Consider the following 24,613-nt stretch of genomic DNA (forward strand, 5'->3'; position numbering starts at 1 on the left):
AGCTTAAAGAAAAAAGTTTAATAAGGTTTATAATAATGAGCAGCTTTTTGTTACCTGCTATTTATTAAAATTATAGGAAAGATAGGTGCTGTATTACAATACTTTTGATTAATTGAAAAATGATGATAAAAGACACTTCTTTCTTGATAGAAAAGGTTTAATGAATATGATTTATGTATGATAATAGTCTTAATCTATGAACATGAGATGTAATTTCTTGTTAATAAATATAAAAGGTGAGGCTAGGGTGTTGAGAAGTAGATTTCTATTATTGTATATTATATTAACTCTTTTAACCATCATAATTGTTGCTAATGTAGACCGTCTTTTAGAAGAAAAACCAAAGGTAGTAGTTGTATTAAAAGATTTAGATACAGAGTATTGGAACATAGTAAAAGCAGGAGCGCAAAAAGGATTTCGTAATTTTGGTTTAGAAGGGAAAGTGGTTGCACCTAGTTACGAAGCAGAAGAAGACAACCAGGAGAATTTGTTAAAAAACATTCTTAAGGAAAATCCAGATCTATTAATAGTTTCTCCCTTAAATTCAGAAATTGTTCCAATATTAGATAAGTTCTATGAAAATAATATTCCCGTATTGTTACTAGATACTGATGATCCTTGGGAAAATAAAACAGCCTATATTGGTACAAATAACATTGAGTTAGGGAGAATAGGGGGAATGTTACTAGCATCACAACTTCAACCTGGAAATGAAGTCGCATTAATTTCAGGCGATATAAACCACCCTATTTCAGGTGATCGAATAAAAGGGGCAAAGATCAGTTTAGAAGCAGTAGGCGTTAACATAGTTACAAAAGCAGTAGATTTACCGAATTATTCAGGGCACGTTAAAGAAGTAATGGAAGAAATATTGGAAGAACACCCTAACATAAAAGGTGTATTTGCTGATACAGACATTAAGGCATTAGGTGTGTATGAAGCAATAGAGGAATTTAATCTTAACGTGCTTGTTATTGGAGCAGACGGTATTAATAAAATGATAGAGTTAATAGAAGAAGGGCATTTATCAGGAACAGTAGCACAAAACCCGTATGATATGGGATATATAAGTGTTGAAATGGCAAAGAAAGTGCTAAGTGGTGAGACAGTAGAAAGAAATATAGATACAGGTGTGGACATTATTATTAAAGGTAATGCCACACAAAGGCTAGCGTTTCAAAGAGAGTTATTGAGATGATTAAAATGAGTTATTTAAAGTCAATTTATGAAGCAGCCTAGGCTGCTTTTTTGTTTTGTCCTAACGCAAAAGGTGTAATATGTTCCGATACAAAGATTAATAAAAACCACCATTGTTAATTAAATGGAAAAAATGTTTTGTTTTATCATAATATACTACACTTCGCTCTTAATGAAAGCGGTTTCCTAAAAGCGTTTTCCGATAGATAATAAGGTTGTACCAAATAAATAAGGGGGAACTAAAAAATGAAAAAAATAAAAGTTTATTTAAATTTATCCCACTCTTAAGGGGCAGTAAGACCCCCACTGATTGAGGTTCAGCTTTAAAGTTACTTTTTGTTGAAAGTGCTACATACCACCGAGTACTGATACTTTAAGAAGGATGACAAAATCGTTTGCATTAGCAGTAATGATCTTGTAAGTACAATAAATTGGGAGGGATTAATGAAATGAAAATCAAAAATATTTTTAATGTGTTAGCAACTGCCGCGTTATCCGTTGGTATTCTTGCAGCTTGTTCAGCACCACCACAAAGTGCACCGCCAGTGAATACTACTGTCGCTGAAGAGAAGAGTGGAGAAACTCAAGATGTTGAATTTGAAATCATTCCTGAAGAAGGTGCAGAATTACTCATATGGGACAATGGTGATACTCATCGCGAGTGGGCAGAATATGTTGCTGAAAAATTCACAGAAGAATATGGTGTCCCAGTAACGGTAGCAGAAGTAGGTCATACTGATGCACCGGGTATATTGCAAACAGATGGACCGGCGGGTCTTGGAGCGGATGTATTTGCAGGTGCACATGACCATGCAGGAAACATGGATTCTGCAGGTCTAATTATAGAAAACTTCTTTCCAGAGTATTATGAAGAAAAATTCATGGATGCAGCTGTCCTTGGGACATCAGTAAATGATACAATCTTCGGCTATCCATATGCGATTGAAACATATGCCCTTTATTACAATAAAGATCTTGTTGATGAAGTTCCAGAAACATTTGAAGAAGTACTAAAAATATCAAAAGAATTTACAAACGTAAGAACTGACCATTACGGGATTATGTTTGAACCTGGTAACTATTACTTCGTTCATGCATTTTTAGGTGGATATGGAGGCTTTATTTTTGGCGACGATAACACCGATCCTTCCGTAACTGGATTAAACAACGAAGGTGCAATTCGAGCAGGTGAATTTATGCGTGAAATTAGAGAAGCGAGTTTACCACTGAATTCAGAAGATATAACTGGTGACGTTATTGGAACGCTTTTCAACGAAAATCAAGTGATGTTCCGAATTTCTGGTCCTTGGGATATTAGACCACATACTGAAGCAGAGGTTAACTTTGGTGTTGCACCATTACCATTACTAAGCAATGGTGAACGTCCAACAAGTTTTTCAGGTATCAAAGGTTATTACGTGAGCGCATACACTAATTACCCTGATGCTGCTGCGCTTTATGCAAAATTTGCAACGAGTGAAGAAATGCTTGAGAAACGTTTTGAAATGACAGGTGAATTACCACCACACTTAGATCTTCTTGAAAGTGAGGTAATTTTAGATAATCCAGTTTTAGCCGGTTTCTTAGAACAAGCACAATATGCACAACCTATGCCAAATATTCCTGAAATGCAAATTGTATGGGGACCAATGGGTGATGCATTTATAAGCATTTGGAATACAGATCGCGACGTCCAAAGCATTTTAGATAGTGCTGTAGAACAACTTAGTGAGTCGATTGATATCTTAAACAAATAATAAATTTAGGTTCCCAAGCTTAGAAATTCTAGATTGGGAACCTTCAAATAAAGGTGGGACAAAAGATGGTAGGATTACCGACTCCAGAATCAAAACCAAATGAAAATAAACCATTAGTAAATTTCATAAAAACCAAAGCTTTTATCGCTTTTTTATTATCTTTTCTATTTATGGGATTGGGACAAATTTACAATCGACAAATTGTAAAAGGTCTTTTCTTCATAGTTCTATGGTTATACATCATCATTTTTTATTCGCAACCTTTTCAATGGGCGATGTGGGGACTTCGTACATTAGGAGAAGCACCTCAAATTCGTGAAAGAGGAAGAGTTGTTTTTGAAGGACACCATTCCATTTTCTTAATGATAGAAGGAATTATCGCTATATTAATAGCGCTGATTATTGCATGTGTTTATATTATTAGTGTACGTGATGCTTATAAAGTCGGAAGAGCAAGAGATAAAGGGTTAGTACCACGAAACTTTAGACAATCATTAAAAAATAGTTGGGAGAACGGATTTGCCTATATTCTTTTAACTCCAACAGTCATTTTTACGCTTTTCTTAACAATTTTACCTTTAGTCTTTTCTGTCATGATTGCGTTCACAAACTATTCAGGACCTAACTACCTACCGCCACGAAATTTAGTCGATTGGGTTGGCTTTCAGACCTTTATTGATCTATTCAATAGGAATTCATGGAGCAGAACGTTTTACGGTGTGTTTACATGGACAATTATTTGGGCGGTACTCACAACTTTTACGACGTTCTTTCTAGGATTTTTCTACGCTGTATTGATCAATTCTGAAGGTGTGAAATTCAAACGGTTTTGGCGTGGAATATTTATTTTACCTTGGGCAATTCCTGCATTTGTTATGATTTTAATCATGCGTAATATCTTTAATGGTCAGTTTGGACCAATCAATAAATATATCAATAACTTAATAGATCAATTTCCGATTTTAGCAGAATGGGGACTTAGTGCAATTCCGTTTTTCTCTGATCCGACGTGGGCAAAAATAACGTTAGTCGGTGTGAACATGTGGTTTGGCTTCCCGTTTTGGATGATTTTGATGGCAGGAGTCATGACGGGGATTGATAAAGAACAGTATGAAGCTGCTGAAATTGATGGTGCTAGCGCTTGGCAAAAGTTTAAAAGTATTACGTTTCCAATTGTTATGTTTTCGACGTCACCATTATTAATTATGAGCTTTGCGGGTAATTTTAATAACTTTAATATGATCTACCTTTTTACAGAGGGACGTCCGACAAATCCAGATTATAGTTATGCAGGCTCGACAGATATCTTGATTAGTTGGATTTATAAAATGACCTTTGATCATAACCAATTTGCTATGGCATCTGCAGTTGGACTATTAATTTTTATTGTAGTGGCAATTTTCTCTGTTTGGAACTTTAGTAAAACAAGAGCATTTAAAGAAGAGGATATGATGAAATGATGAATAAAAAAATAAAGAAATTTATCCGGATGTTTGCCATATATGGAGTGCTAATAGTCACGAGTATTATGATTTTATATCCTGTTTACTTTGTTATTATAGGTTCACTAAACCCTGGAAATACGCTTTTTGCAACGAGTTTATTTCCTGAAAACTTATCACTTCGCCACTATATCTATTTGTTTACCGAAACCGACTATGCACGTTGGTATATGAATACTCTTAAAATTGCTTTTTGGAATATGATTATATCGACCTTTTTAGTTCTAACTGCAGCTTATGCTTTTTCACGTTTCCGTTTTCCGGGCAGACGAGCTGGTTTGATGACCATCTTGGTACTACAAATGTTTCCGAGTTTTATGGCGATGATCGCCATCTATATTTTACTTCTACAAATGAATCTTTTAGATAATCATTGGGGCTTAATTTTAGTTTACGCAGGTGGATCAATCCCATTTGGAGCATGGCTTGTAAAAGGCTATTTCGATGGAATGCCAAGAAGTTTAGAAGAAGCTGCAAAAATGGATGGAGCTGGACATTTAACGATCTTTTTTAGAATTATGATGCCTCTTTCAATGCCAATCATGGTATTTATTGCGGTAATGAACTTTATTGGACCATGGATGGACTTTATTTTAGCAAGACTTGTACTTAGGACGGATACTAATAAAACGTTAGCTGTTGGCCTTTTTGAGATGGTACAAGGACTTGGTAACACGGAATTTACTACGTTTGCTGCAGGGGCAGTACTTGTAGCTGTTCCAATAACGATTTTATTTATGGTACTTCAAAAACCATTAACAGAAGGGTTAAGAGCAGGAGCGAATAAAGGCTAAATTCTTTAAATTCGTCTAAAATTTCGCGGTGGAAAATAATTGTATGAAACAGTAGTTTTGATGAGAGTCTCTTAGAAGGAGACTCTTATTCTCTATATTTTTCGTTTGTTTTTAAAAGAATAATAACAGGAGCTGAATTTATGTTAAAAAAGAAAAAAAGATTAGTTTTAACAGTCGTACTTGCAGTCATATTTTTGTTGGTTGGTTGTTCAGACAAAACAAATAACCAAATAACATTTGAAAGGGGAAATCTGAAAACAATTGAGCCGCATGGTGTCTATTATGAAATATTTATTAGAGCTTTTTATGATTCAACAGGAGATGGAATTGGGGACTTCAAAGGAGCCACATCCAAACTTGATTATTTACAAGAGTTGGGTGTAGAAGGAATTTGGTTAATGCCAATTAATCCATCGCCTAGTTATCATGGATATGATGTCATTGATTATATGGATGTAAACCCGGAACATGGAACGCTCGATGACTTTAAAGAGTTTATTGAAGAAGCACACAAAAGAGGGATCAAAGTAATTAAAGACCTTGTGATAAATCATTCAAGTCAAGAACATCCATGGTTTCAAGCAGCACTTAAAAATGATGAGAGATACCGTGATTTTTATGTTTGGGCAGATGAAGATACAAACACTAGTCAACGTGGAGAATGGGGGCAGCAAGTTTGGCACGGTACAGGGAATAATATTTACGAAGGTGTGTTTTGGGATGGCATGCCTGATTTGAATATCGATCATCCAAAGGTCAGAGAAGAAATTTATGAAATAGGACGTTTTTGGCTTGAAGAAGTTGGCGTTGATGGTTTCAGGTTGGACGCTGCCAAACATATATATAGTATATACCATGGAAGTGATTATCAAGAGAAAAATCATCAGTTTTGGAGAGAATTTAGAAGTGAAATGGAAGAAGTAAATCCTGAAGTAATCCTAGTAGGAGAAATTTGGGATACAGCAACAGTCGTTGCTCCATATTTAGATGGTGGTCTACAATCAGCCTTTAATTTTGATTTATCTGATAAAATTTTAGCTTCTGTAAGGTCTGAAGCTGACGCTGGGTTAGTGACAGAACTTGAAAGAACAAGAAACTATTTCAATAAAATGTCTGAAGACTTTATCGATTCAACTTTTATTACCAATCATGATATGAACCGTGTGATGAGTGAACTAAATAATAATATGAACCATGCAAAAATGGCCGCAGCATTATTATTAACATTACCAGGAAATCCGTATATTTATTACGGGGAAGAAATTGGCATGGTAGGTAAGAAACCAGATGAAGATATTCGTTTGCCGATGAGGTGGTATGAAGATCCTAAGGGAGCAGGTCAAACAACGTGGAGGATAGATCGGTATCATAGTAGTGAAAATGGAATTGATGTAGAAACTCAAATGCAAGATGAAAATTCCTTATTAAATCATTATAAAGAATTGATTTATGCACGAAGATCTAGTGAAGCGTTAATTGCAGGAGAAATAAAAAGTACACGTATAAGTGAGCGAGGCATCTTGTCCTTTGAACGAGCAACTGACAATGAAGGGAAACTCGTTGTACACAATTTAACAAGTGAAATAAAAGTAATAGACCTTGAAGGTGATTTGAGTAAATATCAAAAATACTTTTTTCACATTGGGAATATTGAGGAAATTGAATTAAACAATAATGTCTTAAAGATACCAGCCTATACTACAGTAATATTACAAAAATAAAGAGCTGACATTTAAAATAAAAAACACCATCTTAATTAATGATTAAGTGGTGTTTTTTCACACTTTTAGAAGGTTGAAATTATTGAAGGAGAGTACCGGATGTAACGTTTTTATATAAAGGTGTCTTTTTTTACTACGTTATATAGAAATAAGACACCGTTTTTTATTGTATAAATAACGACGAGAGATTAATCGTAATATAAGACACTATGATATTTGTGGAAACGGTTTCTAACAGTTGATTAACGATAGATAATAAGTGTGTGTTACTCTATAGTGAGGGGAACAATATTATATCCAATGAAGCTAGTATGTAGGACAAGTCATATTCCTTTAACATAACAACAAATTTATGAATGGTAAAACAGAAATTATGTATAAAAAGAGTGATAAGATGATCAATAATAATATGAAAAAAACTCAATTTGCGACAAAGGTTATTTTGGGTATTTTAATTGTAAGCTTAATTCCCACCTTGTTTATTAGTATTTTCTTTTATGTGTCATCTTCTAACATAATAAAAGAAAATGTAAGAGAATCTTCCATCCAAATTACCCGTCAAGCAGCAGATTCGCTCTCAAACATTTTGACAACCGGAAGTGATATGTCGGATCTTATCTATAGTAGTGAAAAGCTTCAGGAGATAGTTAAAATGGATTTGGATCAGGAACTTCCTGACCGTGTTCGTCAGCAAAACAATGAACTGATGAATTCATTCTTAAGCGTCCATATTCATTCAAACTCACTTGTCAAGATGATTTATGTATTAAAAGAAGAAGGAACCATTTGGGTAAGTCGTTATTTTTCATGGGAAAAATTCTATCAGACTAATCTAAATAGGTTAGATTGGGTAATTGGTTCAATTGAATTAAATGGACAGTTGTTTTGGGAGGGGCTTCAATATGAACGATTTAGTGGTTTAGAAGAAAGCACTGAATTGGTCTTACCGATTAGTCGGGTAATGAAAGATTTCGATACTTTAAATAATATTGCTTACATCCAAGTTTTTCTTGATGGAAATGCTGTTCTTGATAATATAAATCAGCTTAAATTAGGAAAAACAGGGCGTTTTTTCGTTGTTGATCAACAAGGAAAAATCATGATTGATTCAGATATGGAGAAGATCAATCAAACGATTGCAAATGAACAGTTATATCATCGTATAGTGGACAGAGAAGAGATAGAATTTGAGTATATAGAAGAGGGCATTAAATACTATGGAGTAAAACAACCACTTGCTAACGGTTGGAAGATAGTAGGGATTGTTCCGATCAAAGAAATCACTGATCAATTATTATCAACTCAAAAGGTCGTTATTTTTTCATCTGTTATTTTCTTTATATTAGCTATTTTAATTGGTTACTTCTTTGCTAATCGAGTTACAAATCCAATTAAAGTCCTTACGAGTCAAATGAAGCTTGTTGGAGAAGGGGAGCTCAATGTTAGAACAAGTGTACAAACATCCGATGAAATTGGGTTGATGAGCATGGAGTTTAACCGGATGCTCGACAAAGTTGAACGCTTAATGGAGCAGGTGGAAAAGGAACAAATTCAAAAAAAAGAAGCAGAATTACGGGCGGTTAAACACCGAATTAATCCACATTTTTTATTTAATACACTAAGTACAGTTAGGTGGTTAGTTAATTTTAAACAAATTGATCGTGCTAATAAGGCTTTGACTGCATTAACAAGGCTACTTGAAGCAAATATGGGTAAAAAAGGGACGTTTGTTACCGTTCAAGAAGAATTAGACATCATAGAAAAATTTATAGCCATTATGCAAATTCGTTACGATCAAACGTTTCATCTTCATATAGATATTGATGTTGATGTGTATGAATTTCTTATACCGCAGATGCTTCTACAACCAATAGTTGAAAATGCAATTTTTCATGGGATTGTGCCGACTGGTAAGGAAGGTAACATTCATATTTCTGGACAAAAAGTAGAAAATGGTGTTGTATTAGTCATCCGTGATAACGGTAGAGGGATGGAGATGGAAAAATTAAATGCGCTTCAACAGTCTACTGTCGTATCTAATGCGTCTATTGGCATCGGTTTACTTCATGTATTTGACTCAGTCAACCTATATTTCACATCAGATTCAAAAGTTGAAATTAATAGTAGTAAGGATGGAACAAGCGTAAAATTGATCTTGAAACCAGAAAATAGAGGTGATAAGCGTGTATAACGTTATGATTGTTGATGATGAGCCTGTTATTCGATTTGGTTTAAAGGCTTCGGTGGAATGGGAGAAAGAGGGATTAACTTTTTTAGGAGACTTTCCAAATGGAGAAGAGGCCTTGACAGTCATGATGGAAAACCATGTTGACATATTAATTACGGATATTAACATGCCCATCATGGATGGATTGACGTTAATGAAGAAAGCTTTGAAGCTCTACCCAAAATTAAAAGTTATATTAATTAGTAGTTATAACGAGTTTGAATACGTCAAAGAGGGTATTAAATATGGGGCAATTGACTATGTATTAAAGCCAACATTAGAACAGGAAGAGTTTGTCGAATTAATTCAGAAGTGTGTTAAGCTCTTGAATGAAGAAAAGGAAGTTGAGACAAAACTAATGTTTGCTGATCAATCTACCAACTTGAATGAACGGAAAAAGCAAGAGCAAGAAATTAAACGTTTATTATTAAAAGGTAAAGCTTTTTCTCGTGATCATGAAATTTGTACGATGATGCCTGGTTCAATTCTTGTCATTTATATGAAAATGAATGATTTAGCAATGATTGAAGAAAGATATGGGGTATTATACAAAAATTTTATTCTTGAAGAGATTCAAGAGCGTTTTTACTGCGAATTTGAGCGTGGGGTTTGCTTTTCAATTGGCGATGCAGATTTACTTTTTTTCATCAATACTGAACTTGATTCAAAAAAAATGATACATCAATTACAAGATGTATTGATTAAAGAGGCAGAGGTAAGTTTCTCATTTGGATATGATGTAATTTCAAAAATAGAAGAAGCTAGTGAAGGTATAAGGCGAAGTTCCCTAGCTTGTGAGAGACGTTTTTTTAACCCTGAAGAATCAGTATTTTCCTATGTGGAGCCAAAAGAAATTAGTGGAAAACGTTTGATGACAAATGAAATGAAGCAATTTATCATGCCAGTTGACCAAAATAAAGTAGCGATGTTTATGGAAAAAATGTACAACGAATGGAAGCAAGAGGAGTTGCAAGCTACAGTCATTAAGCAAGAAGCAAGTGATATATTATCTAGCTTATTTGTAGGTAAGTTAAATCTCTCAATACTAATTGATAAATGTCAGGAGCTCCAACAAGCAGAATCACTTGATGAATTAATTATTATACTTAATAAAAATATTGCAGAATGTAATCAGCTGATATTAGAGCAAAGTCATAAACACAATAGTGATAATGAATTAATGGAAAGAGCCCTTAGTTATATTCACCAACACTATACTGAAGAGCTGACGCTTCAAAAAGTTGCTGATCATATTCATATAAGTAGAAATTATTTTAGTATATTGTTTAAACAGTTTAGTGATCAAAAGTTTATCGATTATGTGATTGAACTTCGAATAAAAAAGGCAACTGAATTGTTAATTCATACTTCATTAAAGGTTTATGAAGTTGGAGCCAAATCTGGTTTTAGAGATGTCAAATATTTTAGTAAATTATTTAAAAGAATGACGGGGTATTCACCTGTTGATTACCGGACAGAGCATCAAAAGTAGGAGGTGGAATTGTGTGGGGGTTGCAACATAAAATTTTCTATAGTTTGGTCATTGGGATATTACTGCTTGTAGGCTGTGGTAATCAAACGATTATTGGAAACAGCAGCCCAGCAGTAGAAAGTAAACTAACGAAAGAGCAGATTATTTTTTGGCATACCTATAATGAGGCGGAGACTCATATCTTTGAAACTATTATCTTGCCTTTATTTGAGGCGGAATATCCAATGATTGAAGTGAAGCCAGTTCGACACCATTATAATATGCAGCTAAGGTCTGCGATTATTTCTAGAGCATCTACAGGCAAGCCCCCAGATGTTATTAGGTTGGATATCAATTGGACTCCAGCAATTGCACAACTTGATCTTTTGTATCCTGTAAGTGAATTTGAAGATTTTGAGAAATTGAAAGGTCAGTATTATGAGGCACCATTACAGTCAAATTATTATAACGGCAAATATTATGGAGTCCCTTTAAATATTTTTACAAAAGCTAGCATTTATAACAAGGAGTTACTTGAAGCTTCTAAAGAGGACCCACCAAAAACTATGGATGAGCTAATTGATATCGTTGAAAGAAATCAGTTTGTTATTAGTATGGATCATTTCTCGATATGGGGATCGCTACATTATTTTTATGGTCTTGGTGGGCAATTGCTGGACCATAATTATACAAAAGCAACAGGTTATCTTGATAGTGAGAACAGCGTTAATGCTGTTTTAAAACTTTTAGATTTATTTCAAAAAGGTAATTTGGTCACTCATGGTAACCGATGGTTTAACGTATTAGATGGTCAAAATTTTGTCATTGATGAGGGGCCTTGGTTTTATAGTAGTTACTCTTTAGAACAGATTACTTCTATTAACAAGGTCACGGTGGCGGCTCCATTTCCAATTAGTAATGGAAAAAGAGCTATTCTAGGTGGAGAAAATATTGTTATTTCAAAAGCGGCGAAGCATAAGGATGCCGCTTGGACATTTATTAAATGGCTGACAGATATAGATGCACAAACGCATATGGCTCAAACGGGTTTAATGCCAACCAATAAATATGTTAATCTATCAGGAGCTTTTGATGAAACACCGTATTATCAACCGTATTTAGATAGTGTTAGTTCTGCATTTTTACCACCTTCTGTTCCGCAATTTGAGAATATTAATGAAATTTATAGTCATTACTTAGAACTCATCTTTTTAGAAAACATTAGTGTAGAGGAAGGTTTATCTGAAGCAGCAAAAGAAATAGATGAAATTCTTTTGAGTAATAGTTTCGACTAAAACTTTTATTATAAAGAGTTAAACAAAGCAGCTTTGGCTGCTTTGTTTGCTTCGAGTACGCTTAATGAAGCCTGCGTTTAAGAGTAATCAAATAAAGGTGTCTTATTTCTTTTTTTGAGATTGAATAAAGACACCTCAGGAAATGGAGAAGTAATTCTTTGATACTGAATCATAATAAAAGACACTTTCCTTATAATGAATACGGTTACTTGAAAGCGATTTCTAGTGGATAATAAAATCGAATGAACTTATATCTAGCATGGAAGAAACAATCTAAAATAACGAATGGATGGAGAGGACGAAGTTGTTAAAAGAAGCAATTTATCACAGACCGAAAGACAATTTTGCTTATGCTTATGATCGAGAGACACTACACATCCGTCTAAAAGCAAAAAAAGGTGATTTAACAAAAGCATACTTGATTTATGGTGATCCATATCAGTGGACGAAAGAAGGTTGGTCGAATCTGACAAAACCTATGACTTTAGAAGGAACAGATGATTTATTTGATTATTGGTTCGTTAAAGTGAAACCAGAGTTCCGACGCTTACGTTATGGCTTTGAGCTTTACTCTAAAGATGAAAGACTTGTTTACGGCGAGAGAGGGTTTAAAGAAAAAGATCCAGGTGATACTAGTTTTTATTTTTGTTTTCCATTTCTAAATGAAGTAGATATATTTAAAGCTCCAGATTGGGTGAAGGAGACAGTATGGTATCAGATTTTTCCTGAGCGGTTTGCAAATGGAAATCCGAAATTAGATCCTAAAGGAACGTTGCCATGGGGAAGTGTAAATCCAAAGGCAGATAGCTTCTTTGGCGGTGATTTTGAAGGAATTATAAATAATATCGATTATTTAACCGATTTAGGGATAAATGGGATCTATTTCACACCAATTTTTAAGGCGAAATCAAATCATAAATATGACACTATTGACTATTTTGAGATTGATCCTCAATTTGGGGATAAAGAAACGTTTAAGAGATTAATAGATGTTTGCCATCAGAATGGTATCCGTGTCATGCTTGATGCTGTATTTAATCATAGCGGATTTTACTTTGAAGCGTTTCAAGATGTGCTAAAAAATCAGGAACAATCCGAATATAAAGATTGGTTTTATTTAAAGGAATTTCCAGTGAAGCCTTTACCAGAACCGAATTATGATACATTTGCGTTTACTCATGCAATGCCAAAGTTAAATACAGAACATCCACAAGTAAAAGAATATTTACTTCAAGTTGGTCGTTATTGGATTGAAGAATTTGATATTGATGGATGGCGATTAGATGTAGCAAATGAAGTTGATCATCAATTTTGGAGAGAATTTCGTCAAGTGGTAAAAACGATAAAACCGGAAGCCTATATATTAGGAGAAATCTGGCACGATTCTATGCCGTGGTTACTGGGTGATCAATTTGATGCGGTTATGAATTATCCGTTTACCGAAGCATCGCTGGATTTCTTTGCAAAATCTGAACTGAATGCTGAACAATTTGGGCAGCAATTATCGAAGGTTCTTTGTTCTTATCCGAAACATGTGAATGAGGTAGCTTTTAATTTATTAGGAAGTCATGATACTCCAAGGATATTAACCATTTGTTCAGATAATAAAGAAAAATTGAAACTACTATTTTTATTCCAACTCACATTTATTGGTACCCCGTGCATCTATTATGGAGATGAAATTGGTTTAGATGGTGAAAACGATCCTGGTTGCCGTAAATGTATGGTTTGGAATGATGAAGAACAGGATACTGAATTATTTAGTTTTGTCAAAAAAATGATTGCTTTAAGAAAAGAGTATCCTGTTTTGGGTAATTACGGTGAATTTTCATCGATTGAAACAAATAGTGAAACTAATCACTTCATTTATGCTAAAAAATCAGCTGCGGAAACAATCCTAATTGCTGTAAATAATTCAAATAAAGACATACAACTCAACCTTCCGTATGATTTTACAGAAAAAAAACCAATCGATTTATGGGATGCAAAGTTAATAAAAAGTTCTAAAGTAGAGTTAGAACCATTTGGTTTTACCATTATTCAAATTTCTGAAAATATTTGAGTTAATGAATAGAAGACTGAAATTTTTGGAAGAAGTGTTTGTAACGTAATTTCAAAAAATATATTGAAAAATTGGAAACTGGACTACAAGATCGACCCACTTATCAACTCGTAAATATCTCACAAAAATATTCTTCAAATGTATTTATAGAAATAGATAATAGGAAAATTGATTACAAAAGTATTATGGGGGTTATGTCGTTAGGGCTTGCTCCTAATACAACGATTACTTTGATTGTCGTGGAACTGATGAAGGAGAGCTATTAGAAGAGTTAAGCTAGTTTTTTATGGGTGATAAGGTGTAAAAAAAGCCACTTTTGAACATCCTCAAGATAGTACGTTTAATTAATGGATAGCAGGTGTGTATACATGGAAAAAGTATGGTGGAAAGAAAGTGTTGTTTATCAAATATACCCAAGAAGTTTCATGGACAGTAATGGTGATGGGATAGGTGATTTACAAGGAATCATTACAAAACTCGACTATCTAAAAGAACTTGGTATAGATGTGATATGGCTTTCACCAGTATATAAATCGCCAAACGATGATAACGGCTATGATATTAGTGATTATCAAAATATTATGGCTGAGTTTGGTGCAATGGCTGATTTTGATCAGTTACTTCAAGATGCACATGATCGCGACATTAAAATTGTCATGGATCTTGTTGTTAATCATTCGTCCGATGAACATGCATGGTTTGTCGAGTCGCGAAAATCAAAGGATAATCCGTTCCGTGATTATTATATTTGGAAGCCAGGAAAAAATGGTGATCCCCCGACAAATTGGGGATCAGTCTTTGGTGGCTCATCATGGCAATATGATGAAACGACGGATGAGTATTATTTACACATATTTAGTAAAAAGCAACCAGATTTAAACTGGGAAAACGAAACATTGCGTAAAGCAGTATATAAGATGATGACATGGTGGCTTGAAAAAGGGATCGATGGATTTCGGATGGATGTCATTAACTTTATTTCAAAAGATAGTCGCTATCCTGATGGTGAGGTTCATGGTGAAAACAAGTATGGTGATGGATCGAAACACTTCATGAACGGGCCACGGATTCATGAATTTTTACAAGAAATGAATAAAGAAGTACTCTCTAAATACGATGTGTTGACGGTTGGAGAAATGCCAGGTGTAGATGTAGAACAAGGAAAGCTTTATACCGGAGAAGGCCGTAATGAATTAAACATGGTGTTTCAATTTGAACATGTCGATGTTGGAAACGGGCCAGGTGGAAAGTGGACTCCACAGCCTTGGAAACTAACAGAGCTTAAAGGGATTTTAACCAAATGGCAATATGGCTTAGCGGATGACGGATGGAACAGCTTATATTGGAACAATCATGATCAGCCACGTGTCGTATCGCGGTTTGGTCATGATAAAGAGTATTATGAAAAGTCCGCCAAAATGCTTGCCACATGTCTTCATATGATGAAGGGAACACCGTACATTTATCAAGGTGAAGAACTTGGAATGACAAATGTTGCATTTGAGTCAATCGACGATTATCGCGACTTAGAAACGTTAAATATGTACAATGAAGCGGTGAAGGAACTTGGAAAAGATCCCAACAAAGTTATGCAAGCGATTTACGAGCGTGGGCGTGATAATGCTAGAACCCCTGTACAGTGGGATGATACCGAAAATGCCGGATTTACTACATTAACACCTTGGATTAGCGTAAACCCCAATTATAAAGAGGTTAATGCAAAAAAAGTCCTACAAGATCCTAATTCAATTTTCCATTATTATAAAAAATTGATTCAACTTCGAAAAGAGAACGAGATTGTTGTATATGGAAAGTTTGAACTGCTTCATGAAGATTCTGAAGAGATTTTTTCTTATACTAGAGAACACGGAAACGAAAAGTGGTTGGTGATATGTAGTTTTTCAACTGAAGCGATAAAATTTGATCTTCCAAGTCAGATTAAGTACCAATCAAAACAACTAGTGATTGGTAACTATGAAAACGAACCGAAAACAATTGAAGCATTTGAACTAAAACCTTATCAAGCACTTGTATATAAACTTATCTAAAGTGAAGTGAACTCGTTTTTAGTTAAGAAACGAGTTCACTTCACTTCAGTTACTATTCCTCATAATGTTGCCAATGTACAATTCTTTCAATTTACGTAATTTTACTTCAGTCATTGACAAACTTTTCAGTTAAATTTAAAATCAAAGTTATGAAAACGGTTGCTTTTATAATGTATAGTTTTAAGAAGGATGTAAATAGATTTCTAGTATTAGGGGGGAATTTATATTGGTACAGTGTTTAAGTATTTATTCAAACGATTGCGCGTAAAATCAAAATACATATTACAATCAGAGTAAAAAATAAGTAGAGGTGATTTTATTGAATAAGTTTATTGCTTTACTCATAGAAAGTTTCCGTGTTAATAGTAAAACATCAGGTATTCGTTTACTCAGTAAGTTATCAACAAAAATTAATGTATTAATCTTTGGACTCACAATTTTAAGTGCAATTTTGGGTGTTTTAGTGTTTAGTTCTTATACTTCTGTTACGAATCATACTAGATTGTTAGAAGAGACTTCAGATTTCCAATACGAATATTCAAAAATATATGAGTCAGTCATTAATATTAATAAAAATCAATTACGACTAGCTAATCAAGGGTACGAAAGTCAACTCATTTCAGATATGAATTCACAAATTTCAAATACAAGAGACTCCTTAGCTGATATTATTCAAACAGTTGATGAAGAAAACCGAGTATTGAAAACGTTTTTAAATGTCTATGATGAAGTTTTAGTAAGTCAAGCAAATTTATCAGAGACTTATTTTTCAAATGTCTATGTTGGTGAAAGGGCAGTAGATGTTAGACATGCAGTAAATTTACAAGTTCCTAGAAATGAAGAAAGAATTGATCAAGCAAACATGAGGATCCAAGATTATTTACTAGACGTAAAAGAGCAAGTTTCATTAGAACTACAACAAGCAATGACATCATCGTCATTTTTTATTAGTGCTTCATTAGTTCTACTATGCTTAATTCCAATCATTGCGTTTTTATTCATTGGTAGAAGTGTAACAAGTGGGGTTAAGTATGTTTTAAATAGAATACATGCCTATCAAGACCATGATTTAACCTTTAAACAACAAAAACTGAGAAAAGACGAGTTTCATATCATTGATAGAGCATTAGCGGACATGGGTCACTCTTTACATGATTCGCAAATACGTAGTCATGATGCTAGTAAGGACGTTATTTCGGTAGTGAAAGGGACGAGCCGAGTTTCAAGTGATCAAATTAATGGAATGAGAAACATACTAGGTACGATAGAAGATTTCACAAATGATCTTAATAAACAGGCCGATGTAACAAACTCTATTTCTGCTGTTACAGAACAAGTATTGGCTAGTACTCAAGAAATTCAATCAAAAATTGAATTTTTATCGCAAGAGATAAAAGAAAATGAAAACCAGGCGAATAGAGGTTTATCACTGATGGATGATTTGTCATCTACGATGGATTATCTTTCAAACGAAGCAGAAAATTCGGCTGACAAGGTTCATTCAATGAAAGAAAAATTAATCGCGATTTCATCATTTATTGAAGGTATTAACGATATACAAACCAAAACAAATCTTCTAGCCTTAAATGCATCAATCGAAGCTGCTAGAGCAGGAGCACACGGAAATAGTTTTGCGGTAGTTGCTAATGAAATTCGTAATCTTTCTGCACAAACCAAAACTTTTTCTGAAGAAACGAACCAAAGTTTGACATCTATCTTCTCGGGAGTAAACAATGTCGTAGAAAGTTATGAAAAATTAAAGAAAGAAACAAGCGTAGCATCTCAAAAAACAAAAGAAGCATCCTCTAGTTTCCAATCAATTTCGGAAGGGGTTACAAAATCGACGAAAGAACATTATGAGATTAATGAATCGATCGAGCAAATCAATCAATCGATGGAAGAAGCTGTTCATTCGATTGCTGAGCTTGTTGAAGGTGCTACAAGTATAAAACTAAAGAACGATTCAATAAGCGAAGTTGTTGAAGAACAAGTAAGTCGTCAAGTTGATTTAAATGAAAAGATAGCTTCCTTAAATGATACAGCTCAAAGGTTAAATGTAGCAATTTAGTTTATGCCAAAAGATATGCTGAATTTTGTTACATAGAACTAGAACTAGCTAACAAAAAAAGCCAGTTACCGAAAAAAAGGTTACTGGCTTTTGGTTATTATAGTGATACTTATTCCTGTTTCCTATACTCACCAGGAGCAACCCCATACTTCTTTTTAAATACTCGATGAAAATAAGCGTAGGTACCGAACCCACAATTATCAGCGATGTGTTCAAGTGTCATTGATGTGTATTTCATTTGATTAATAGCAGTTGATAACCGAATTTCTTGCGCGTATTCAACAATCGTTTTTCCAGTACTGCTTTTAAACAAGTGAACGGCTCGAGAAACACTAAGCCCCGCATATTGTGCAACATCCTCTACCTTGAATACGTTTGTCGCGTGTTCTTCAATGTATCGCATCATCCGAGTAACTGGATAGGGACGGCTTTCAGTAGAAGCTGTTTCGTTGATCGCGCGTTCTAGCGATAAACAAAGTGCTTTTAACAAATAGCTTGAGAGCTCTTTGTTTCTTTCAGAAATTGGTCGTCGTTCTTCAATAGTGAGGTGTCGCCATAATGTTAGTACCTTGTCATCTAGATTAATTTGAGAGGCGGTAGGTTTACTAGAACGGTTCCACCATTCATCAATCCAAGCTCCTTCACAAAAAAGATTATAATCACCACTGTTTTGATTACCTTCAATATGGATTTCATATAAATCTCCAGGCTTTGCTAATAAGAGTCCACCTTTATTGAAAATCAGCTTTTTTTTGTTTAGAGCAATTTCACAAATACCTTCTGTTTGAAGTCGAAAAAGGTAGCCTGATAACCCTGATTTATCTTCTTGAGAAGAATACCCCTTTGTATGATGGGAATAACCACAAAATCCAATGTGAACTGTCATATGCATCCCCTTTCTTGTTAAATTAAATAATAATTTCCTTTTATCATTACATAATACTGTCTAGTAACAATTGAATCCTACACTTAGTTGAATTTGATTATTTCCAACTAAGTATAGCTTGATATGGCTGTTCTATTGGCATTATGAACTTCACAGTGGTAACAAACCTTTAAATTTCTTTAACAAATAGCAAAATAGTATATGTTTTAATTATATAATCTATTTTTTATTTAATCTAGATCACTTATGATAGTATCAAATAGGAAGTCACAATAACTACAACTCGAGTAAACAATGACACTCTCTGTTTTATAATTAATAGAGATTGTATTTTTCTAAAAATGAAAACGCTCTAAAAGTTGTAGCTCAAGTATTTCTTTCTATATGATTGTATTAGTTTTAGAATAGAGTTGTCCATGTGACACATAAATGCGCAAGCGTTTGTCTATTGTTATCGAAGTTAAATTAACTTCGACAGCAGAAACCTTAGAGAATACAACCCAACATGAATGACTAGAAAAATATAATTATTACTTTATTAAGGAGAGGACACTCATGATTAAAGTTACAGTTTGGAATGAAAATCGTCATGAACAAAAAAATCCACTAGTAAGAGAAGTTTATCCAGAAGGAATTCATGGTGCAATCGCTAGCTTTTTAAAGGAAGATTTCGAGGTCCGAACAGCAACTTTAGACGATGAAGCACATGGACTCACTGACGAAGTATTAAATGAAACCGATGTATTGCTTTGGTGGGGACATATTGCCCATGATGAAGTAGACGATGCGGTTGTTGAAAAAGTAAAACAACGTGTTCTTGATGGAATGGGTCTGATCGTTCTTCATTCAGGTCACTTTTCAAAAATTTTCAAGACGCTAATGGGTACTACATGTGACCTTAAATGGCGTGAAGCTGACGAAAAAGAAAGGTTATGGGTAATAGATCCAAGTCATCCGATTGCAGAAGGCATTGGTGAATGTATTGAGCTTGAAAAAGAAGAGATGTACGGGGAACATTTCGATATCCCAACCCCAGTTCAAGTAATTTTCTTGAGTTGGTTTGAAGGTGGGGAAGTGTTTAGAAGTGGTTGTACGTTTAAACGAGGTAAAGGTAAAATCTTTTATTTCCGTCCTGGTCACGAGACGTATCCAACTTATTATCAGAAAGACATTCAGCAGGTTATCAAAAATGGTGTTGAATGGGCGAAACCTACGAAACTACCAAAACCCGTATATGGGAATGCAAAACCATTAGAAGAAATTAAATGTAAAAACCAAAAAATTAAAAATTAGGAGTGGGTATAGATGAGTACATTAAAAATCGGAGTTATTGGTTGTGGAAGTATCGCAAAACATCGTCACCTTATGGAGTATGCACAAAATGATCAAGTAGAAATTGTTGCTGTGTGTGACATTGTAAAAGAACGTGTAACTGAGTTTGCAGAGTTATACGAGGCAAAAGCTTATACAAATTATGAAGATTTACTAGCAAACGAAGATATTGATGCAGTAAGTGTTTGTACACCAAACTACTTGCACGCACCGATTTCAATCGCTGCATTAAATGCTGGAAAACACGTTTTATGTGAAAAGCCAATGGCAACTTCAAAAGAAGACGCAGAAGAAATGATTCAAGCTGCAGAAGCTTCAGGTAAAAAACTAATGATTGCTCATAATCAACGCTTTGTCCCTGCTCATCAAAAAGCAAGACAATTGATTGAAAAAGGTGAGTTAGGAAAAATTTATAGCTTCCGTACGGCTTTTGGTCATGGTGGGCCAGAAGGATGGAGTGCAGATGGAGCAGATAGCTGGTTCTTCAAAAAAGAAGAAGCTTTTATTGGAGCTATGGGTGACCTTGGGGTTCACAAAACAGATTTATTACGCTTCATCTTAGGTGAGGAATTTGTTGAAGTTGGTGCCTTTGTTGAAACAAGCGCGAAGGAAAATGCTGATGTTGATGATACAGCGGTTTGTGTACTGAAATCAGAAAGCGGCATTATCGGTACGTTAGCAGCAAGCTGGTCGTATGTTTCACAAGAGGATAACTCAACAGTTATTTACGGTGAAAAAGGAATTATGCGCCTACTTGACAACCCAGTAGATTCTCTAATTATTCAATATCAAAATGGCGAAGTTGCCAAGTATGAATTAGGAAAAATGCAAACGAATGAGGCTGGTGGCCAAACGTCTACAGAAGTTATTGATCGCTTTGTAAATTCGATTATTAATAATGAAGAATCACCAGTATCAGGTGTAGAAGGATTGAATTCTCTACAAGTCGTACTAGCCGCACTTGAGTCACAAGAAACGAAGAAAATCGTTAAGATCTAGAAACTAATAGACATCGATAGTGAGAACTTCTCACTATCGACTTGATTAATAGAATAATGACGAATGATAAAATAGGAGGTTTATTGCGATGAAATTAGGAGTATTTACAGTATTATTTTCGCAAAGTAATTTTGAGGAAATGTTAGATATCGTTCAAAAAGCAGGTGTTAATGCGGTAGAAATCGGTACAGGATGTTATCCAGGAAATGCTCATTGTAATCTTGATGAGCTATTAGAAAGTGAAGAGTTACGTAAAGATTATTTACAAAAAATAGAATCTCGTGGTATCCAAATTAGCGCATTTAGCTGTCATGGTAACCCGATTTCACCGGAAAAGTCATTTGCAGAAGAGTCACATGAAACATTACTGAATACAATTAAACTAGCTAACTTAATGAATGTCCCTGTTGTTAATTGTTTCTCTGGAACAGCTGGTGATCATGAAGAAGCAAAATATCCAAACTGGCCAGTAACACCATGGCCAAATGAATTTGGCGATGTGTTGAAGTGGCAATGGGAAGAAAAATTGATCCCTTATTGGAAAGAAGTTGGACAGTTCGCCGAAGACCATAATGTGAAGATTGGCCTAGAACTTCATGGTGGGTTTTTAGTGCATACGCCATACACGCTTTTAAAATTAAGGGAAGCAACATGTGACGCGATCGGTGCTAACCTTGATCCGAGTCATCTTTGGTGGCAAGGCATTGATCCAGTAGCAGCAATTAAAATTCTAGGTAAAGAAAATGCGATTCACCACTTTCACGCAAAAGATACGTACATTGACCAAGAGAATGTCAATATGTACGGATTAACAGATATGCAACCTTATGGGGAAGTACAAACAAGAGCATGGACGTTCCGTTCAGTAGGGTGTGGTCATAGTATCCAAGAGTGGTCAGATATGATCAGTGCATTACGCACTTATGGATATGACTATGTTGTCAGTATTGAACATGAAGATCCACTTATGTCGATTGAAGAAGGCTTCCAACGAGCAGTAACAAATTTAAAATCAGTCATCATTGCAGAAAAACCTACGGATGCGTGGTGGGTGTAAAACTTACGTAAGGGGAGTGGATAAAATGGGAATGAAACTTGGTATTATCGGTTATGGCGGCATGGGCTATTGGCATGGTGAATATGCACCACGTGCTGGAGTTGAAGTAGTTGCCGCTTATGATGTTGATCCAAAACGCTTAGAAATGGCGAAAGACAATGGTATTGAAGCTTATGATAATTTAGATGAGTTTTTAAAACATGATGGAATGAATTTTGTCGTCATTGCCACACCAAATGACGTTCATAAAGAATTAACGATCAAATCAATGCACGCAGGTATGCATGTCATGGTAGAAAAACCCGCAACGATGTCAGTGGCTGACTGGGATGATATGGTGGCTGAAAGTGAGAAAACGGGTCAGATTTTAACGGTTCACCAAAACCGTCGTTGGGATAAAGATTACAATGTGATGCGTAAAGTTGTCGAAGAAGGAAAAATCGGTGAAGTTTTGTCCATCGAAAGTCGTGTATTTGGAACAGGTGGAGCGTTCTTCGGTTGGCGCAGTTTTCCTGAATATGGTGGCGGCATGATTTTGGATTGGGGCGTCCACCTCTTTGACCAATTATTAGGTATGTACCCTGATATTAAAGTAACAAATGTTTATGCGAAACTAATGACTGTACTTGATCAAAAAGTAGACGATTATTTTAAAGTAACACTTACATTGGAAAACGGTCCGTTACTACATGTAGAAGTAGGAACGTATGCTTTCTATAAGCTACCTCGCTGGTATGTTATCGGAAATGAAGGTACATTACAAATTGATGATTTTGATTGTGAAAAGGGTGGCTATATGAAACCACGTTATACGGATACGCCAGTCGCTGAAGTAGTTGTCATGACATCTGCAGGTCCAACCCGTATGATGGCGCCTCGACCACCAGAAACAAAGGAAGACTTCCCACTACCAGAAGTAGAAACTGATTGGACAGAACTTTACCAAAATTTAGTGGGTGTAATGGAAGGAAAAGAGGACTTGATTGTCAAGCCGCATCAGGTTCGTAGAGTACTAGAATTGATCGAAGTCATCTTCCAGTCAGCTGAGGAAGATCGTTCAATAGAGGTACGTATTTAATATTTTAGATTTATTAGTGAAAGAAATTTATTTATACTAGAAGAAAGGATCCTATAATCAAATTTAAAAAGATTATAGATTCTTTCTTTTCAGTGTTTTTACGATTTTAAATAATGAAAATTTAGGAAAAGGACTGATATGGAAATGGCAGAGAAATGGTTGGTTGGTGTTGATATTGGTGGAACGACGATTAAACTAGCGTTTATTAGTGAAGCTGGTGAAATCATGACAAAATGGGAAATTGACACAGATAAAAGCAATAATGGACAACAAATTCCTACTGATATTGCGAAAGCTATTCAAACAAAATTAATAGAACTAGATCAACAGAAAGAGAAACTAATTGGAATTGGGATCGGTGCACCTGGTCCAGTTAACTTTCATGATGGATCAATCGAAGTAGCTGTAAATTTGGGGTGGAAAAACTTCCCTCTGAAAGCGCTTCTTGAGCAAGAACTTGGCTTACCTGTCGTTGTTGACAATGATGCGAATTTAGCAGCACTAGGTGAAATGTGGAAAGGTGCCGGAGAAGGAGCGAACGATTTAATTTTTGTCACATTAGGTACAGGTGTTGGTGGCGGTATTATCTCAAGCGGGAAGATCGTACACGGAATTAATGGGGCTGGTGGTGAAATTGGCCATGTAACATCAGTGATAGAAGGTGGAGCACCGTGTAATTGTGGGAAAAAAGGCTGTCTTGAAACCATTGCATCTGCAACAGGTATTGCTCGATTAGCAGTAGAAGCGATTACTTCTACGGAAACACCTAGTCAATTAAGAGAGTTATACAATGAGCAAAAGAACTTAACAGCAAAACAAGTACTAGATGCTGCAAGAGAAGAAGACGAGCTTGCAACAAAAGTTATTGATCAAGTAACACTTCATTTAGGGTTAGCGTTAGCAAATTTATCTAATGGCTTAAATCCAGAAAAGATTGTTATTGGTGGTGGTGTTTCTAAAGCGGGAGATACAATTCTACAACCAGTGAAAGAACAATTTGCTCGCTTTGCATTCCCTAGAGTGTTAGATGGGGTAGAAATAACAATTGCAACAATCGGTAACGACGCAGGTGTCATTGGTGGCGCTTGGTTAGCAAAAACAAGTTTTTAATCTCCCAAA

At 35.1% G+C, this 24,613-nt stretch carries 18 protein-coding genes; 17 read left to right on the forward strand and 1 reads right to left on the reverse strand.

The features are described 5' to 3' along the window. Window positions 1–247: 247 nt before the first annotated feature. From BKP37_RS03035 to BKP37_RS03085, 12 genes are all read left to right on the forward strand, one after another. Entirely contained in the window at window positions 248–1,198 is a 951-nt protein-coding gene (locus BKP37_RS03035; protein ID WP_071308213.1) for a sugar ABC transporter substrate-binding protein, read from the forward strand. A 448-nt stretch (window positions 1,199–1,646) separates the two neighbouring features. Further along, window positions 1,647–2,954 carry a sugar ABC transporter substrate-binding protein gene (locus BKP37_RS03040; RefSeq protein ID WP_071308214.1) on the forward strand — a complete coding sequence of 436 codons (1,308 nt, stop codon included), beginning with the start codon at window positions 1,647–1,649 and terminating at the stop codon, window positions 2,952–2,954. Window positions 2,955–3,019: 65 nt separating this feature from the next. Further along, window positions 3,020–4,414, forward strand: coding sequence for a carbohydrate ABC transporter permease (locus tag BKP37_RS03045; protein ID WP_084034521.1), 1,395 nt, complete (start codon window positions 3,020–3,022; stop codon window positions 4,412–4,414). Next, complete coding sequence (locus BKP37_RS03050; protein WP_071308400.1) at window positions 4,414–5,250, forward strand: sugar ABC transporter permease; 837 nt, start codon at window positions 4,414–4,416, stop codon at window positions 5,248–5,250. The genes BKP37_RS03045 and BKP37_RS03050 overlap by 1 nt, the downstream gene beginning before the upstream one ends. Window positions 5,251–5,390: 140 nt before the next feature. Next, complete coding sequence (locus tag BKP37_RS03055) at window positions 5,391–6,971, forward strand: alpha-amylase family glycosyl hydrolase (protein ID WP_071308215.1); 1,581 nt, start codon at window positions 5,391–5,393, stop codon at window positions 6,969–6,971. Between the two features lie 394 nt (window positions 6,972–7,365). Next, on the forward strand, window positions 7,366–9,162 hold the full coding sequence (locus tag BKP37_RS03060) for a cache domain-containing sensor histidine kinase (RefSeq protein ID WP_071308216.1): 1,797 nt from the start codon (window positions 7,366–7,368) through the stop codon (window positions 9,160–9,162). Further along, window positions 9,155–10,690: a response regulator transcription factor gene (locus BKP37_RS03065; RefSeq protein WP_071308217.1), complete on the forward strand. Its 1,536-nt coding sequence runs from the start codon at window positions 9,155–9,157 to the stop codon at window positions 10,688–10,690. The genes BKP37_RS03060 and BKP37_RS03065 overlap by 8 nt, the downstream gene beginning before the upstream one ends. Before the next feature lie 11 nt (window positions 10,691–10,701). Then, entirely contained in the window at window positions 10,702–11,964 is a 1,263-nt protein-coding gene (locus BKP37_RS03070) for an extracellular solute-binding protein (RefSeq protein ID WP_071308218.1), read from the forward strand. A 304-nt stretch (window positions 11,965–12,268) separates the two neighbouring features. Next, the gene (locus BKP37_RS03075; protein ID WP_071308219.1) at window positions 12,269–14,026 is read left to right on the forward strand and encodes a glycoside hydrolase family 13 protein; all 1,758 of its coding nucleotides are present in this window, start codon (window positions 12,269–12,271) and stop codon (window positions 14,024–14,026) included. 71 nt (window positions 14,027–14,097) lie between these two features. Further along, window positions 14,098–14,292, forward strand: a complete 195-nt coding sequence (locus tag BKP37_RS20935; protein ID WP_169823071.1) for an HPr family phosphocarrier protein — start codon at window positions 14,098–14,100, stop codon at window positions 14,290–14,292. Between the two features lie 102 nt (window positions 14,293–14,394). Then, window positions 14,395–16,074, forward strand: coding sequence for a glycoside hydrolase family 13 protein (locus BKP37_RS03080; RefSeq protein ID WP_071308220.1), 1,680 nt, complete (start codon window positions 14,395–14,397; stop codon window positions 16,072–16,074). 319 nt (window positions 16,075–16,393) lie between these two features. Then, the gene (locus BKP37_RS03085) at window positions 16,394–18,142 is read left to right on the forward strand and encodes a methyl-accepting chemotaxis protein (RefSeq protein ID WP_071308221.1); all 1,749 of its coding nucleotides are present in this window, start codon (window positions 16,394–16,396) and stop codon (window positions 18,140–18,142) included. A 109-nt stretch (window positions 18,143–18,251) separates the two neighbouring features. Here the strand turns inward: BKP37_RS03085 and BKP37_RS03090 are convergent, their stop codons facing one another. Beyond that, window positions 18,252–19,028 (reverse strand): AraC family transcriptional regulator, encoded by a 777-nt coding sequence (locus BKP37_RS03090; protein WP_071308222.1) that lies wholly within the window; start codon window positions 19,026–19,028, stop codon window positions 18,252–18,254. A 555-nt stretch (window positions 19,029–19,583) separates the two neighbouring features. Here BKP37_RS03090 and BKP37_RS03095 point away from each other — a divergent pair. The 5 genes from BKP37_RS03095 to BKP37_RS03115 all read left to right on the forward strand — a co-directional run bounded on the left by BKP37_RS03095 (window position 19,584) and on the right by BKP37_RS03115 (window position 24,604). Further along, complete coding sequence (locus BKP37_RS03095) at window positions 19,584–20,321, forward strand: ThuA domain-containing protein (protein WP_071308223.1); 738 nt, start codon at window positions 19,584–19,586, stop codon at window positions 20,319–20,321. 12 nt (window positions 20,322–20,333) lie between these two features. Further along, on the forward strand, window positions 20,334–21,359 hold the full coding sequence (locus BKP37_RS03100; protein WP_071308224.1) for a Gfo/Idh/MocA family protein: 1,026 nt from the start codon (window positions 20,334–20,336) through the stop codon (window positions 21,357–21,359). An 88-nt stretch (window positions 21,360–21,447) separates the two neighbouring features. After that, the gene (locus BKP37_RS03105; protein WP_071308225.1) at window positions 21,448–22,416 is read left to right on the forward strand and encodes a sugar phosphate isomerase/epimerase family protein; all 969 of its coding nucleotides are present in this window, start codon (window positions 21,448–21,450) and stop codon (window positions 22,414–22,416) included. A gap of 25 nt (window positions 22,417–22,441) precedes the next feature. Beyond that, entirely contained in the window at window positions 22,442–23,494 is a 1,053-nt protein-coding gene (locus tag BKP37_RS03110; protein ID WP_071308226.1) for a Gfo/Idh/MocA family protein, read from the forward strand. Between the two features lie 144 nt (window positions 23,495–23,638). Beyond that, on the forward strand, window positions 23,639–24,604 hold the full coding sequence (locus BKP37_RS03115) for an ROK family glucokinase (protein ID WP_071308402.1): 966 nt from the start codon (window positions 23,639–23,641) through the stop codon (window positions 24,602–24,604). Window positions 24,605–24,613: the final 9 nt, after the last annotated feature.

The sequence above is a fragment of the Anaerobacillus alkalilacustris genome (assembly GCF_001866005.1).
Taxonomy (GTDB): Bacteria; Bacillota; Bacilli; order Bacillales; family Anaerobacillaceae; genus Anaerobacillus; species Anaerobacillus alkalilacustris.